At 64.5% G+C, this 14,981-nt stretch carries 13 protein-coding genes and 2 riboswitches; of the genes, 6 read left to right on the forward strand and 7 right to left on the reverse strand.

Annotated features, from left to right (window positions below):
• Window positions 1-384 precede the first annotated feature (384 nt).
• A complete protein-coding gene (locus tag AC1DIX_RS09055) occupies window positions 385-699 on the forward strand; it encodes a hypothetical protein (RefSeq protein WP_441934327.1) in 315 nt (104 codons plus the stop codon).
• 61 nt (window positions 700-760) lie between these two features.
• On the opposite strand, the gene AC1DIX_RS09060 is transcribed toward AC1DIX_RS09055, so the two are convergent.
• Window positions 761-1,321, reverse strand: coding sequence for an ATP-dependent Clp protease proteolytic subunit (locus AC1DIX_RS09060; RefSeq protein WP_441934325.1), 561 nt, complete (start codon window positions 1,319-1,321; stop codon window positions 761-763).
• 165 nt (window positions 1,322-1,486) lie between these two features.
• Window positions 1,487-1,572: riboswitch (glycine riboswitch) on the forward strand.
• Between the two features lie 28 nt (window positions 1,573-1,600).
• Window positions 1,601-1,694: riboswitch (glycine riboswitch) on the forward strand.
• Window positions 1,695-1,756: 62 nt separating this feature from the next.
• On the opposite strand from AC1DIX_RS09060, the gene gcvT reads away from it, so the two are divergent.
• The 3 genes from gcvT (at window position 1,757) to gcvP (ending at window position 6,385) form a co-directional block, all read left to right on the forward strand.
• Window positions 1,757-2,881 carry a glycine cleavage system aminomethyltransferase GcvT gene (gene gcvT, locus AC1DIX_RS09065; RefSeq protein ID WP_477323696.1) on the forward strand — a complete coding sequence of 375 codons (1,125 nt, stop codon included), beginning with the start codon at window positions 1,757-1,759 and terminating at the stop codon, window positions 2,879-2,881.
• A 67-nt stretch (window positions 2,882-2,948) separates the two neighbouring features.
• The gene (gene gcvH, locus AC1DIX_RS09070) at window positions 2,949-3,329 is read left to right on the forward strand and encodes a glycine cleavage system protein GcvH (RefSeq protein ID WP_441934321.1); all 381 of its coding nucleotides are present in this window, start codon (window positions 2,949-2,951) and stop codon (window positions 3,327-3,329) included.
• Window positions 3,330-3,478: 149 nt separating this feature from the next.
• Complete coding sequence (gene gcvP / locus AC1DIX_RS09075; protein WP_477323699.1) at window positions 3,479-6,385, forward strand: aminomethyl-transferring glycine dehydrogenase; 2,907 nt, start codon at window positions 3,479-3,481, stop codon at window positions 6,383-6,385.
• A 3-nt stretch (window positions 6,386-6,388) separates the two neighbouring features.
• Here gcvP and AC1DIX_RS09080 read toward each other — a convergent pair whose 3' ends face one another.
• The gene (locus tag AC1DIX_RS09080; RefSeq protein WP_477323701.1) at window positions 6,389-8,077 is read right to left on the reverse strand and encodes a methyl-accepting chemotaxis protein; all 1,689 of its coding nucleotides are present in this window, start codon (window positions 8,075-8,077) and stop codon (window positions 6,389-6,391) included.
• Window positions 8,078-8,248: 171 nt separating this feature from the next.
• Here AC1DIX_RS09080 and AC1DIX_RS09085 point away from each other — a divergent pair, with 171 nt between their 5' ends.
• Window positions 8,249-8,578 (forward strand): hypothetical protein, encoded by a 330-nt coding sequence (locus AC1DIX_RS09085; protein ID WP_441934316.1) that lies wholly within the window; start codon window positions 8,249-8,251, stop codon window positions 8,576-8,578.
• A 115-nt stretch (window positions 8,579-8,693) separates the two neighbouring features.
• On the opposite strand, the gene AC1DIX_RS09090 is transcribed toward AC1DIX_RS09085, so the two are convergent.
• Window positions 8,694-10,361 carry a peptide chain release factor 3 gene (locus AC1DIX_RS09090; RefSeq protein ID WP_441934314.1) on the reverse strand — a complete coding sequence of 556 codons (1,668 nt, stop codon included), beginning with the start codon at window positions 10,359-10,361 and terminating at the stop codon, window positions 8,694-8,696.
• 453 nt (window positions 10,362-10,814) lie between these two features.
• Here AC1DIX_RS09090 and AC1DIX_RS09095 point away from each other — a divergent pair, with 453 nt between their 5' ends.
• Window positions 10,815-11,627, forward strand: a complete 813-nt coding sequence (locus AC1DIX_RS09095; RefSeq protein ID WP_441934312.1) for a Crp/Fnr family transcriptional regulator — start codon at window positions 10,815-10,817, stop codon at window positions 11,625-11,627.
• Here AC1DIX_RS09095 and AC1DIX_RS09100 read toward each other — a convergent pair.
• The 4 genes from AC1DIX_RS09100 to AC1DIX_RS09115 form a co-directional block, all read right to left on the reverse strand.
• Complete coding sequence (locus tag AC1DIX_RS09100) at window positions 11,581-13,104, reverse strand: CHASE3 domain-containing protein (protein WP_477323703.1); 1,524 nt, start codon at window positions 13,102-13,104, stop codon at window positions 11,581-11,583. The two genes, AC1DIX_RS09095 and AC1DIX_RS09100, sit on opposite strands and share 47 nt — an antisense overlap.
• 150 nt (window positions 13,105-13,254) lie before the next feature.
• Window positions 13,255-13,887 (reverse strand): response regulator, encoded by a 633-nt coding sequence (locus tag AC1DIX_RS09105; protein WP_141837548.1) that lies wholly within the window; start codon window positions 13,885-13,887, stop codon window positions 13,255-13,257.
• Between the two features lie 167 nt (window positions 13,888-14,054).
• Window positions 14,055-14,468, reverse strand: a complete 414-nt coding sequence (locus AC1DIX_RS09110) for a MerR family transcriptional regulator (protein ID WP_477323705.1) — start codon at window positions 14,466-14,468, stop codon at window positions 14,055-14,057.
• Window positions 14,469-14,487: 19 nt separating this feature from the next.
• Window positions 14,488-14,898 carry an integration host factor subunit alpha gene (locus AC1DIX_RS09115; RefSeq protein WP_441934460.1) on the reverse strand — a complete coding sequence of 137 codons (411 nt, stop codon included), beginning with the start codon at window positions 14,896-14,898 and terminating at the stop codon, window positions 14,488-14,490.
• Window positions 14,899-14,981 lie beyond the last annotated feature (83 nt).

Here is a 14,981-nt window from a genome sequence, read left to right on the forward strand (position 1 = left end):
TGGCTGCTGTGGCTTGCTTCCTGCTATTGTGGCACATAATTTCCACATAGCAACCACATTCTGCAGCTCGTGGCGCCGGCGGCGCTTCACAAGAGCCGCCGCCGATGCAAGCCGGCAGGCATGCCAACAAAAACAAACATGCTACTGTCGAGCTAACTCAACATTAGAAAATTGGCACTTAACGATAAGGAAAGCAATTTTCTGGAATAAATTTCGCTCCAGAGCGGGATTTTTGGAAGTTTATTCTTTATCGATAGGTCTAATTCCTACAAGACCACACGACGTGATCCGATACCACATCTACTGCCGGGCTCGCATTATTGCATGACCGGAAACGCTAACGCTTCGGTAAGCAGGACTTTCCAATTTTAGAAAGGAATGATCATGGCTAACAACAGCAAATCGGGCACCCAGGGTGGTTCCCACGAGCAGCACGTGAAGGCCGGCCAGCAGAGCCACAAGAACGACGGCAACAAGCAGTCGGGTTCGGGCTCGGGCTCGCGTTCGGGCGGTTCGGGCGGCACCCGCGGCGGTACCCCGGAGCAGCATGCGGAAGCAGGTCGTCAAAGCCACAAGAATGACGGCAACAAGCAGTCGGGTTCGGGCTCGGGTTCGCGCTCGGGCAGCACCCGTGGCGGCACCCCCGAGCAGCATGCCGCTGCCGGCCGCCAGAGCCACAAGAACGACGGCAATCGTTAAATCGGCCTGGGCCGAAAGCGAGTGGGCCCGGGATGGGAAACCGTCCCGGGCCCTGTCATTTTCAGATATTACGCAGCGGCGCGCCTTTCGGCGGCGCGAAGTCCTTCACCTCGTTGACCATGCCGGCGGTCTTGGCGTCCCGCCCGTTCAGGTGCAGGTCGCCGTATTGGTGGATGCCCCACTGCTCCGGCGTGAGTTCGATGTGCTTGCGCAGGATCGACTCGGTGCGGGCATCGTCGGCGCGCAGGCCTTCGACGATGATGTTGAGGGCGTCCGGACGCGAACCCGGCGAGGCGGTCGCATGCGACTTGTGGATCATGAAGCGCGCCGTCTCGCTGGCGTAGCGGCGGGTCCCGGAGAGGAAGAGGATCACGGCGATCGAGGCCACCGCGCCGCCGTTGTACATGACGAACTCGACCGGGGCATTGGCCAGGAAGTTGTACAGGCACAGACCGTCGCTGACATAGCCGCCGTTCGACTGCAGCAGCACGTGGGCGGTCTCGATGCCGCTTTCGGTCATCTCCGCAACCGCCTCGAAGACGCGATGCACCATGTCGCTGTTGACGTCACCGGACAGCGTGAACCACGCCTCTTTTTGCTGTTTTACTTGATCTTCGCTCATAGTAGGTCTCTTCTGTCACAAGGGTCATAGGCCAAGTGTAACAAAGGACGTGTTTTTGCCCGTGTGGACGCACTGCAATAGTGCGCGCCCCCTCGCCTGCCGCGCGCTTCCCCGCGCCGAAGGCTGCCTCCGATTGACTTCCCCGCACGCCTCGCATATCCTTCGCAGTCTTGACCGGGAGAGCGCAGCGCAGGCTGCCGCCGAAGGGGCATCACCCGAAAACTCTCAGGCAACCGGACCGGTCGGGGGACACAGCGCGAATGCACGATGCAGGCGCCGTGGACCAACTCTGGAGAGCGGCCCGGTCGGGCCCACCGAAGGGGCAGGCGGTTTCGACCGCTATCTCTCAGGTACCGAGGACAGAGGGGTGCGACATGCATGTGGAATGTTTCCACGTGCCTGAACCCTATTCAATCTGTCCGAGGATCTCACGCCATGACGCTCAAAGCGACCCCGCTCAATTCCGCACACCGCTCCCTGGGAGCCAAGATGGTCGACTTTGGCGGCTGGGACATGCCCGTCAACTACGGTTCCCAGATCGAGGAACACAATGCCGTCCGCCTCGATGCCGGCATGTTCGACGTCTCCCACATGTGCGTGGTCGACCTGCACGGCGCCAATGTGCGCGCCTTCCTGCGCGGCCTGCTCGCGAATAACGTCGACAAGCTGCAGACCTCGGGCAAGGCCCTGTACTCCTGCATGCTCAATCCGGAAGGCGGCGTGATCGACGACCTGATCGTCTACTTCTTCCGCGAAGACTGGTTCCGCCTGGTCGTCAACGCCGGCACCGCCGAGAAGGACATCGCCTGGATCCGCCAGCAGAACGACGCCACCAACAGTGGCATCACCATCACACCGCGCCGCGCCGACCTCTCCGCCGACGGCATCGCCCTGATCGCCGTGCAGGGCCCGAACGCCCGCGCCAAGGTCTGGCAGGTGCTGCCGGCCACCCAGGCCGCGTCGAGCGAGATGAAGCCTTTCAACGTCACGATCGTGGACGGCACCCAGTTCGGCGAAGTGATGGTGGCGCGCACCGGCTACACCGGCGAAGACGGTTTCGAGATCGGCGTGCCGGCTTCGCAGGCCGAAGCCCTGTGGAACGCCCTGCTGGCAGCCGGCGTCAAGCCGGCCGGCCTCGGCGCCCGCGATACCCTGCGCCTGGAAGCCGGCATGAACCTGTACGGCCAGGACATGGACGACAGCGTCTCCCCGCTCGACGCCGGCCTGGCCTGGACCGTCGACCTGGCATCGGAGCGCGACTTCATCGGCAAGGCCGCCCTGCAGCAGAAGGGCCAGCGGCAGAACTTCGTCGGCCTGATCCTGCGCGAAAAAGGCGGCATCCTGCGCGCCCACCAGAAGGTCGTGGCAAGCTCGGGCAACGCCGGCGAGATCACCAGCGGCACCTTCAGCCCCAGCATGCAGCAGGCGATCGCACTGGCGCGCGTGCCGGTCGAGGTGCAGGTGGGCGACACCGTGCACGTCGAAATCCGCGACAAGAAACTGGCCGCTTCGGTGGTCAAGCTGCCGTTCGTCCGCAACGGCAAAGTGCTGGCCGCCTGAACCGCGCCGTACCGACAAGAACAACGTATACTTACCGCCTCATCTCTCTATCCATTAGGAGCCATGCATGAACATCCCAGCCGACCTGAAATACACCGAGTCCCACGAGTGGGTCCGTCAAGAAGCTGACGGCACCCTGACCGTCGGCATCACCGAATACGCACAGGACGCGCTGGGCGACATCGTGTTCGTCGAACTGCCGCAGGTCGGCAAGACCTTCACCGCCGGCGACGACGCCGCCGTGGTCGAGTCGGTCAAGGCCGCCAGCGACATCTACGCCCCGGTCTCGGGCACCATCACCGCCGTCAACCAGGCCACCGCCGACGCTCCGGACTCGATCAACGCCGACGCCTACGGCGCCTGGCTGTTCAAGCTGCAGCCGAGCGATCCGAATGCGATCAACGGCCTGCTGGATGCCGCGGCTTACGGCAAGACCACTGAAGGTTAATAGCACCACCCCGTCAGCAGCACCCCGTCGTCCCCGCGCAGGCGGGGATCCTAGTTCTGCGTGAGCCGCCTCACTTTCAACCAAACTTGGGTTCCCGCCTTCGCGGGAACGACGGAATCGAGCCGATTCCTCTTTTTCTGCCCTCTATCATGACCCGCACCAGCCTGACCCAACTCGAAGCACGCGATGGCTTCATCCCGCGCCACATCGGTCCGTCCGACGCCGAACAGGCAGCCATGCTGTCCGCCCTCGGCTACCAGAGCCGCGCCGCCCTGATCGATGCCGTCGTTCCCGCCAACATCCGCCGCAAGGACAAGCTGGAACTCGGCCAGTTCTTCGAGCCGCTGCCCGAGCAGGCCGCGCTGGCGAAGCTGAAGAGCATCGCCTCGCAGAACAAGGTCATGAAGTCGATGATCGGCCAGGGCTACTATGGCACCTTCACCCCGCCGGTCATCCTGCGCAACATCTTCGAAAACCCGGCCTGGTATACCGCCTACACCCCGTACCAGCCGGAGATCTCGCAGGGCCGCCTGGAAGCAATCCTGAACTTCCAGCAGGTGATCACCGACCTGACCGGCATGGGCATCGCCAACGCCTCGATGCTGGACGAAGGCACCGCCGCCGCCGAAGCGATGACGCTGATCCAGCGCGTCGGCAAGTCGGCCTCGAAGGTCTTCTACGTCGCCGACGACGTGCTGCCGCAGACCCTCGAAGTGGTGCGCACCCGCGCCACCCCGATCGGCGTCGAAGTGCGCACCATTGCCGCCGCCGACATCGAGAACCTGACTGAAACCTGCTTCGGCGTGCTGCTGCAGTACCCGGGCGTGAACGGCGACGTGCGCGACTACCGCAACGCCTGCGAGAAGCTGCATGCGATGGGCGCGATGGTCGTGGTCGCGGCCGACCTGCTGGCCCTGACCGTGCTGACCCCGCCGGGCGAATGGGGCGCCGACGTCGTGGTCGGCAACAGCCAGCGCTTCGGCGTGCCGCTCGGTTTCGGCGGCCCGCACGCCGGTTACCTGGCCACCCGCGACGACTACAAGCGCAGCATGGCTGGCCGCCTGGCCGGCGTCACCGTCGACGCCCAGGGCAACAAGGCATTCCGCCTGGCGCTGCAGACCCGCGAACAGCACATCCGCCGCGAAAAGGCGACCTCGAACATCTGTACCGCACAGGTGCTGCTSGCCGTSATGGCCTCGATGTACGCGATCTACCACGGCCCCGAGGGCCTGGCTAGAATCGCCCGCCGCGTGCACCGCTACACCGGCATCCTGGCAGCAAGCCTGCAGAGCCTCGGCTACCAGCTGGCCAACGAGACCTTCTTCGACACCCTGACGGTCATCACCGACAAGGCCGATGACGTGCACCGCATCGCCGTCGAGAACGGCGTCAACCTGCGCCGCATCGATGCCCGCCACGTCGGTCTGTCGCTGGACGAGACCACCGGCCGCGAAGAAATCGAAGTGCTGGCGAAGATCTTCGGCGAAGCCGCCGGCAAAGCCGCCACCGTCGATTTCGACAGCCTGGACAGCGACGCCACCGACGCCTTCCCTGCATCGCTGAGCCGCACCAGCGCCTACCTGACCCACCCGACCTTCCACCGCTACCACGCCGAGCACGAGATGCTGCGCTACCTGCGTTCGCTGGCCGACAAGGACCTGGCGCTGGACCGCACCATGATCCCGCTGGGYTCSTGCACCATGAAGCTGAACGCSACSKCGGARATGMTSCCGRTCACCTGGCCGGAATTCTCGAACATCCACCCGTTCGCACCGGACGAGCAGACCGTCGGCTACCGCGAGATGATCGGCCAGCTCGAGCAGATGCTGTGCGCCGTTACCGGCTACGCCGGCGTGTCGCTGCAGCCGAACGCCGGTTCGCAGGGCGAGTACGCGGGCCTCCTGATCATCAAGAAGTACCATGAGTCGCGCGGCGAAGGCCATCGCAACATCTGCCTGATCCCGTCCTCGGCCCACGGCACCAACCCGGCATCGGCCAGCATGGTCGGCATGCAGGTGGTGGTCACCGCCTGCGACGAGAACGGCAACGTCGACCTGGAAGACCTGAAGAAGAAGGCCGAACAGCACAGCGCCAACCTGGCCTGCGTGATGGTCACCTACCCGTCGACCCACGGCGTATTCGAGGAAGGCATCAAGGAGCTGTGCGAGATCGTGCATGCGCACGGCGGCCAGGTCTATGTGGACGGCGCCAACATGAACGCCCTGGTCGGCGTGGCCGGCCCCGGCATCTTCGGCGGCGACGTCAGCCACCTGAACCTGCACAAGACCTTCTGCATCCCGCACGGCGGCGGCGGTCCGGGCGTCGGCCCGGTGGCGGTGGGCGCCCACCTGGTGCCGTTCCTGCCGAACCATGTGTCGACCGGCTACCAGCGCGAAGGTTCGGACACCGCAGCCGGCATCGGCGCCGTCAGCGCCGCGCCTTACGGCTCGGCCTCGATCCTGCCGATCTCGTGGATGTACATCGCGATGATGGGCGCCGAAGGCCTGACCGCGGCCACCGAGACCGCGATCCTGAATGCCAACTACATCGCACGCCGCCTGGCCCCGCACTACCCGGTGCTGTACACCGGCCACGACGGCCTGGTCGCGCACGAGTGCATCATCGACCTCCGTCCGCTGCAGGAAAAGACCGGCATCAGCAACGAAGACGTGGCCAAGCGCCTGATGGACTTCGGCTTCCACGCCCCGACCATGAGCTTCCCGGTGCCGGGCACGCTGATGATCGAGCCGACCGAGTCGGAGTCGAAGGTCGAGCTGGACCGCTTCATCGAGGCGATGATCACCATCCACGCCGAGATCGTGAAGGTCGAGCGCGGCGAGTACGACCGCATGGACAACCCGCTGAAGGGTGCGCCGCACACCGCCGAAGTCGTCACCGCCGACGACTGGAAGCACGGCTACTCGCGCGAAGTGGCCGCCTTCCCGGTGCCGTCGCTGCGCAAGCGCAAGTACTGGCCGCCGGTCGGCCGCGCCGACAACGTGTACGGCGACCGTAACCTGTTCTGCGGCTGCGCACCGATCGAGGATTATGAATAAAACTTAATCCTTGCCCCTCCGGCTGCTGGCCAGCCGGAGATAGGGATGCCCGGGGCTGCCGGGGCGCTTGTAAGGCGCTCCTGCAGCCCCGTTTTCATTGGCGTCTTCGTCGGCCGCGATCTGCACCGCCTCGTCCAGCCGGAACGCCGCCACCGCCTGCGACAGGCTGAGCGCCTGCTGCTGCAGGGTGCGCGCGGCCAGCGCCGCCTCTTCCACCATCCGCGTGCCCTGCTGGGTGAGCTCGTCCATGCGCACGATCGCCTGGTTCACGCCCGCCAGGTTCTCGGCGCGCGCGGCGCTGCTGCTGCCGATGCGGTTGACGATGTCGCCGACCTCCTGCACCGAGCTGGCCAGGTTCGCCATGCTGGAGCCGGCGTCGAGCGCGATCCCGGTACCGCCCTCGATCGCCGCCATCGCTTCGCGCGCCAGTTCGCGCGCCTCGCGGGCGTCCGCCACCGCGCGGCCGGCCAGCGCCCTCACCTCGCAGGCAGCCTGGGCGAAGCGCCAGGCTTGCGGGCCGCCCTCGGCCGCCTCGACCGCCGCGCCGAGGGCCAGGCTGCCGGCCTGGCCGCAGGCGATCTCGATCGCCTCGCCAATCTCGTCAAGGCGGGTGGCGGAGCGGCGCACGGTTTCGAGGGTCGCCACCAGCCGGTGCACCACGCTGCCGCCCTGCTGGGCCGCGCTGCTTGCCGCTTCGGTCAGCCGGTTGGCATGGCGCGCCGAGTCGGCGGTTTCCATCATCGCCGCCGCCAGGTCCTGCATCGAGGTCGCGGTCTGTTCCAGCGATGCGCGCACGCCGGCGCGCGCCGGCAGTCCGGCGCGGCCGAGGGCGATCTCGCGCGAAGCCGAGCCGATCGAGCGCGCCGATTCCAGGATCGTCCTCAGCGACAGGTTCAGGCTGCGGATGCTGTCGTCCAGCGCGCGCGAGGTGGCGGCGATCTCGTCGTCGCCGTCGACCCGGGCGCGCACCGTCAGGTCGCCGCTGGCCAGGCTGCTGGCGGCCGCTTCGATGGCGCCGACCTCGCCCAGCAGCGAACGCYGCACCGCCATCGTGATCGCCAGCGACGCGGCGATCGACAGGACGATCACGATCGGCATCAGGATCGCGATCGCCCTGAAGTCGTCCGCCGCCTCGCTCGATGCCTGTTCCGACAGCTCCTGCTCGCGGCGCGCCAGCTCGGTCAGGCGCTCGGCCACCACGCCGAAGGCGCGCTCCGCCCTGGTCATTGCGCTCGCGCTGATCGACTGGTCTTCACGGGCGATCTCGATCACGTCGTCCACCGCGGCCACGTACAGGCGCCAGGCGCCGGCGGCCTGCTCGACATAGCGCAGTTCGGCCTCGCGATGGCGCGCCGGGCTCTCCCGCGTCAGGCGGGCGAGGCCGGCAAAGCCGCGGCCGATGTTCTCATGCTGCTGGCGGACGTCGCCCACCAGCGGCTCGACGCGGGTACGCGGAAAGCTGCCGCTGATCCAGGTCAGGATCTGGTAGGCTTGGGCATGGGCCTTCTGCGCCGACGCCACCAGGTTCGAGGCCGCCCGCATATGGGTGGCGCGCTGCTGGACGATGGTGTCGAGGGAATCGTTCTGGCGCAGCATCGCGAGATAGGCGCCGCAGGAGAGGAGTACCAGCAGCACCAGTACAACGCCGGGCGCCAGCAGCAGCTTGGGGCCGATCCGCAGTCGGGACAGCATCTCAGCGGACTTCCGGATGAGAAGTTGCAAGCGTCATGGTCTCCTCCCAGTGAACAATGTCGCTCAACCATTTCTGGTAAGCACGAAATAGACGTGCATTGAGGCAATCTACGCTGTCCGGCACAATGGCACTTGCGCTGGCTCAAAGAGCCGGATTCGGAAAGGAATCACATGAAACGTTCGAAAGGCGCCGCCGCCCTGCTGTCGGCGCTGGTCTTCCCCGGTGTCGGCCAGTGGTATTTGAGCCGCCGCCGCCTGGCCCTGCTGTTCGCCGTACCGGCCCTGGTGGCCGGCTTCGTCTATTTCGATTTCGCGCTGGAGGAGGCAAATGCGGTGGCCGGCCAAGTGCTGTCGGGTTCGGTGCCGCTGGATCCGGCGGCGATTGCGGCGAAGGTCGATGCGCAGCCGACTTCCTGGGCGGTGACGCTCAGCGGCTGGGTGTTCGTGGTGTGTTGGGTGGGCAGTGTGGTGGAGGCGCTGCTTCACAAACCGCGGCCGTAAACCAAGGGTGGGGTGATTCAGGCCAGTGGCCTGAATCACGTGCCCACGCAAACGCCGCCATGTCGCAAACGTCCGCGTGGACACGGAGTGCCCACCCTAGGGATACATGGTCGGCTTAGTCCAGCTTCGCCGCGTGCTCGCGCGTCGCGTGGAACTGCAGCTTCGGCCAGCGCTCCTGGGTCAGGCGCAGGTTGACGCCGGAGGTGGCCAGGAAGGCCAGGTTGCCGGCGGCGTCGTAGGCCACCTGCGGCGCCAGCGCGGTCTCGAAGTCGGCCAGCGCCTTCTTGTCGTCGCTGGAGACCCAGCGCGCGCTGCTGATGCTGGAGCCTTCGAACACGGCGTCGACGCCATACTCGTTCAGCAGGCGGCTGGCGACCACCTCGAACTGCAGCACGCCGACCGCGCCCAGGATCAGCTCACTGCCCATGACCGGCTTGAACACCTGTACGGCGCCCTCTTCGCCCAGCTGCTGCAGGCCCTTGTGCAGCTGCTTCATCTTCAGCGGGTTACGGATACGCACGGTGCGGAACAGGTCCGGCGCAAAGTAAGGGATGCCGGTGAAGGTCAGCAGTTCGCCTTCCGAAAAGCTGTCGCCGATCTGCATATTGCCGTGGTTCGGCAGGCCGATGATGTCGCCGGCGTAGGCTTCCTCGACCTGTTCGCGGCTGGAGGCCATGAAGGTCACCACGGACGACAGTTTCACTTCGCGGCCCAGCCGCAGGTGCTTGACCTTCATGCCCTTTTCGAAACGTCCCGAGCAGACGCGCAGGAAGGCGATGCGGTCGCGGTGGGCCGGGTCCATGTTCGCCTGGATCTTGAAGACGAAGCCGGAGAAGGGCTGCTCGTCCGGCTTCACGGCGCGCACGGTGGCGTCGCGCTCGCGCGGGGCCGGGGCCCAGTCGATCAGCGCCGACAGGATCTCGCGCACGCCGAAGTTGTTGATCGCGGAACCGAAGAACACCGGGGTCTGCACGCCGGACAGGAAGCGCTCCAGGTCGAACACGTGCGAAGCGCCGTGGACCAGCTCCACTTCCATCTTCAGCTGCTCGATCTCCATCGGGAACATCTCGGCCAGGCGCGGGTTGTCGATGCCCTTGATGATCTCGTAGTCGCCGTCGGCCTTTTCCTCGCCGGCCTTGAACAGCATGATCTCGTCCTTGAGCAGGTGATACACGCCGCGGAAGTTCTTGCCCATGCCGATCGGCCAGGTCACCGGCGCGCACTCGATCTTCAGCACCGACTCGACCTCGTCGAGCAGTTCCAGCGGATCGCGGGTCTCGCGGTCCATCTTGTTCATGAAGGTGACGATCGGGGTCGCTCGCATGCGGCAAACATCCAGCAGCTTGATCGTCTGCTCTTCCACGCCCTTGGCGGCGTCGATCACCATCAGGGCCGAGTCGACCGCGGTCAGCACGCGATAGGTGTCTTCCGAGAAGTCCTGGTGGCCCGGGGTGTCGAGCAGGTTGATCACGTGATCGCGGAACTCGAACTGCATCACCGACGAGGCGACCGAGATGCCACGCTGCTTCTCGATGTCCATCCAGTCGGAGGTTGCATGACGGCCGCTCTTGCGGCCCTTGACGGTACCGGCCAGCTGGATCGCGCCCGAGAACAGCAGGAGCTTTTCGGTGAGCGTGGTCTTGCCGGCGTCGGGGTGGGAAATGATGCCGAAGGTGCGGCGGCGCTGGACCTCGCGCGCGATCTGCGCGGCGGTTTTGGCCGAGGGTGTAACGGCGATATCGTCGCCCGTTTCAGGCGTACTTGCTGCGGTTTCGTTGGACATGGTCTCGCCTTCGCGGCGCTTTGCATAAACCCTCGATTTTACCGAGTCTCATGCGGTTTGTCTTGAAATCCGCTGTAGGACAAGTCGGGCTTCCCGCTTGGCGACTTATAAATTTTTCGTTAACCAGGGAAAACGCCGATGCCATGCCCTATGTTCCTGACGAACTCATGGGGAGTCGAATCGTTGCCGGATCGGCTTATACGGCTGAGCGCGAAAACGTTTTAATGCAGTTTGGCCATTTCCAGGTGGCTAAAACTATCCTGCTTTGAATGTTTCTCTCTAGTAGGACTGGACTGACAAAACATCATGCATAGAACCTACATGGGGGCGACGACTAGTCTTATGTTCGGCAAGAGACTATGGCAATAAAGTACACACATCGCGATGAGGAAACCCATCCAACAGTCGCACCCCACGAAGTACCCGATGTAAGACAGAGATAACGAGGACAATATGAATAACGCTCAACTTGGTGTTGCCGCCCAGAAGGCCCAGCCGGTCAACCAGATTCCCGCCTCCGCCGAGGAATTCAAAGTGGCGTCCCGTCCGGTCGTCAGCTACAGCGGCACCCAACAAAATGAGTTGCTGGCAGCCCTGCCAAGACTAGACCTGGAAACCCTGTTTGAGCACCTGGAACTGGTTCCGCTGCCCTTTGGCAAGGAACTGTTCGAATTCGGCAGCAAACTCGAATACGTTTATTTTCCCACCACCGCCATCGTCTCTCTGCTGTACGTGATGGAAGACGGCGCCACCACCGAGATCGCCGTGGTCGGCCATGAAGGCGCGGTCGGTGTGTCGCTGTTCATGGGCGAACGCGCTACCTGCAGCGCCGTGGTCCAGAGCGCCGGCTATGGCTACCGCCTGAAAACCCAGTACCTGCGCGACGCCTTCAACAAGGGCGGCGCCCTGCCCCAGCTGCTGATGCGCTACACCAATGCCCTGTTCGCCCAGATGGCCCAGAACGCCGTCGGCGGCCGCCACAGCTCGATCGAACAGAAACTGTGCCGCTGGCTGCTGGACCGTCTGGACCGTTCGGCCAGCAACGAGCTGAAAGTGACCCAGGAACTGATCTCCATCATGCTGGGCGTGCGCCGCGAAAGCATCACCGCCGCCGCCGGCAAGCTGCAGGACGAAGGCCTGATCCAGTACCGCCGCGGAAACATCACCGTGCTGAACCGCCAAGGCCTGGAAGACTACGCCGGCGAGTGCTACAAGGTCGCTAAGAGCGAGTATGACCGTCTGCTGATGGATGTGGCGCGTGCATGAGCGCAGGCGGCCCCGGATCCCTCTGACCACCACCCAATGCCAGCGCTCCCGGCGCCGGAACCGCCACTGAGACGGTTCCCGCCGGTTCGGCGCCAGGCGGTTCCAGCGGCACCCAGGCCTGTACGCAGGTGCCCACGCCGTTCACTCCCCGTTCCACCTTCAGTGTTCCGTTCAGCAGAAGTGCACGTTCGCGCATGCCCAGCAGGCCGTGCGACTTCGTGCGCCGCATCGCATCCGGCGGAATGCCGACGCCGTCGTCGCTGACTTCCAGCGCCAGTCCCTCGCCTTCGCGCGCCAGGTGCACGACCACGTGGCGCGCCTGCGCGTACTTGGCGATATTGTTCAGCGATTCCTGGGCGATGCGGAACAGCGCGATCGCCTGCATCGGCCCGGCGCTGTCGGCTTCCGGGTCGATCAAGGCTTCGCAGTCCAGGCGCGTGGCGCGCGCGTAATCCTCGCAATAGCTCTGCAACGCCGCCGCCAGGCCCAGGTTGTCCAGCAGGCTGGGCCGCAGGTCTTCGACGATGCGCCGCTTCAGTTGCACGGTCTCGATCAGGGTCTTGCGCGCGAAGCCGAGGGCCGCGGCCTGCTCCGGATGCGTCTCCTTCAATTGCTCGCCGACCGTCGACAGGTACATGCCGATGGCGGTCAGGTTGGCGCCCATCTCGTCGTGCAGCTCGCGCGCCAGGCGTGCCTTTTCTTCTTCCGACACGCTGATCAGGTGGCGCGACAATACCGACAGTTGTTCGGTACGGGACGCCACCAGGGATTCGAGCTGGTCGTTGGTCTGCTCCAGGGCGTGCTGGGCGTGCAGGCGCAGGCGGAAGCCGCGCCGGATCAGGTTATAGAACAGCAGCAGGACGGCGATGGCGGCGATGTTGGTGCCCAGCCCCAGCAGGGCCGTGCGCTGGTAGCGGTCGTAGAAGGCGGCGCCGCGCGCGGCCAGCAGCTCGTTCTGCTCGCCCGTCATGATGACCACCTGCAGCCGGATCTCATCCATCTGGGTCGGGTCTTCCTGGGTGCGGGCGATCGCGATGATGTCCTTCAGGCCGCCGTGGCGGTAGACCTCGAGGGCCTGGTTCATCAGGTCCATGCGGCGCCGCACCAGGGTCTGCAGCTGGGCCAGGTTCTTGAGCTGGGAGGGATTGTCGGCCAGCAGGTCCTTGAGCACGCCGATCTGGCCGTCCAGCTCGTGCTCGGCGGTGCGCAACGGGCCGAGATAGGTGTCGGAACCGGACAGGAAATAGCCGCGCAGCCCGCTGTCCGCATCGGTGACGAGCAGGTTCACATACTGCAGCCGGGCGGACACGCGGTCGGCCTGCGCCTGCCTGGTATTGGCCTCCTTCAGGCCGTCGAGGTTGCGCATCAGGCTGACGGCGTTCAGCACCAGGATCAGCACGCAGACCGCACACAGCAGAGTCTGGTACAAGGGCAGGCTGCGGCCCGGCTTGAACGCGGAGTCGGTACTGAAATACATCCTTGAACGATCCTCTCACGCAGCGACGATGTGCGGAATTATAGACTGAGGGAAATTGCTGTGCAGCGCGCTAGAGGTGGCGTGCGGAGAGGTGTGGCGGGAGGACGACGCGGCAGGCGCGCCGCCCTCCGTACTGCTGAAGCCGACTCTTCAGTCGAGCAGGTTGTTCTTCATGGCGTAATAGGTCAGGTCGCTGTTCGACTGCAGGCCCATCTTTTCCATGATGCGCGTGCGGTAGGTCGAGACGGTCTTGATCGACAGCGACAGCGCATTGCCGATATCGGACACGGTTGCGCCCTTGGCCAGGCGCAGGAAGACCTGGAATTCGCGGTCCGACAGCTCGGTGTGCAGGGCCGTGTTGGGGTCGCGGTCGAAGCTCTGGGCCAGCAGTTCGCCGACCTGGGAGCTGACATAACGGCGGCCCTGGTAGACGGTACGCACGGCGGTCTTGAGCTCGTCCGCGTCGCACTCCTTGTTCAGGTAGCCGTTGGCGCCCATCTTGAACAGGTTGAGCGCGTACTGCTGGGCCGGGTAACCCGACAGGATCAGGACCGGCAGGTTCGGCTGGCCCTGACGGATGGTGCGCAGGATGTCGATGCCGCTCTGGTCGGGCATCGCAATATCCAATAGCAGCACGTCGCAGATCTCACGACGTGCGATGTCGAGGGCTTCGCGCCCGGTCGCACCCTCGGCGACGACTTCGAAATCGCCGGAGGACGAAAAAATCTGCTTGAAACCTGCTCGAACTATCTGGTGATCGTCACAAATGGCAACGCGTATCATTGTCTTCCCTTAGATTTTTCCTGAGGCAGGAAAGAGCCGACGCCGACATCCGCGCCTGCAACGGCAAGCGTTTGAGTCAGCAAAATAAGCAAGTGACATTCTAGCACCTCCTAGGTGCAGAACAACAGGAGCACGAATACTTGAGCCCGATACCTGACGATCCCGGTTCAGGCTGCCGGCGCCCCGTGCTTCAGGATGGCGAGGATGCTGTGCAATTCCTCGCGCAGCAGCTCCGGGGCGATGGTCGGCACCGGTGGTTCGGGCGGCACTGGCGGCAGCAGCTCGGCCTCCTCGACCTGGGCGCCACGGCCGTCGAGGCGGTTGCGGGCGCCGCTGATCGTGAAGCCCTGCTCGTACAACAGCTCGCGGATACGCCGGATCAACAGCACTTCGTGGTGCTGGTAATAGCGGCGGTTTCCACGGCGTTTGACCGGCTTTAGCTGGGTAAATTCCTGCTCCCAGTAACGCAGCACATGCGGTTTGACCCCGCACAATTCGCTGACTTCCCCGATCGTGAAATAGCGCTTGGCCGGAATCGGTGGCAATACAGTCAGTTCCATCTTGTTCGGTCGGTCATTCATGGCTCTTTGGCTTTACTACTCAGGCTGCGCGCGCCAGCGACCCGTTGCCGGAACCTGCCGGATTGGCCTCCTCGACCATGCTCTTGAGTTTCTGGCTGGCGTGGAAAGTCACAACGCGACGCGCAGTGATGGGGATTTCTTCCCCGGTTTTCGGATTGCGGCCCGGACGCTGCGGCTTGTCGCGCAACTGGAAGTTGCCGAAACCGGACAGCTTGACCGCTTCGCCGCGCTCGAGCGCATTGCGGATTTCGTCGAAGAAGGTCTCGACCATGTCCTTGGCTTCGCGCTTGTTCAGGCCAACCTGCTCGAACAGCAGCTCGGCCAGCTCCGCCTTGGTCAGGGTCGGCAACTCCTTTTGGGCCGCCTGCCGCACCCTGTGGGCGGCAAGTGCTTCCTCGAGTACGACGGAGTCTAAGTCGTTGTTGTTAATTTTTAGCCCTACCTTCAGTTTTGGATGAGGATTCGATAAACCTACTGCGCGTCGATCTGGCGGCCTGCGATGCTCACCGTACC

This window comes from Massilia sp. 05N420 (assembly GCF_056397205.1).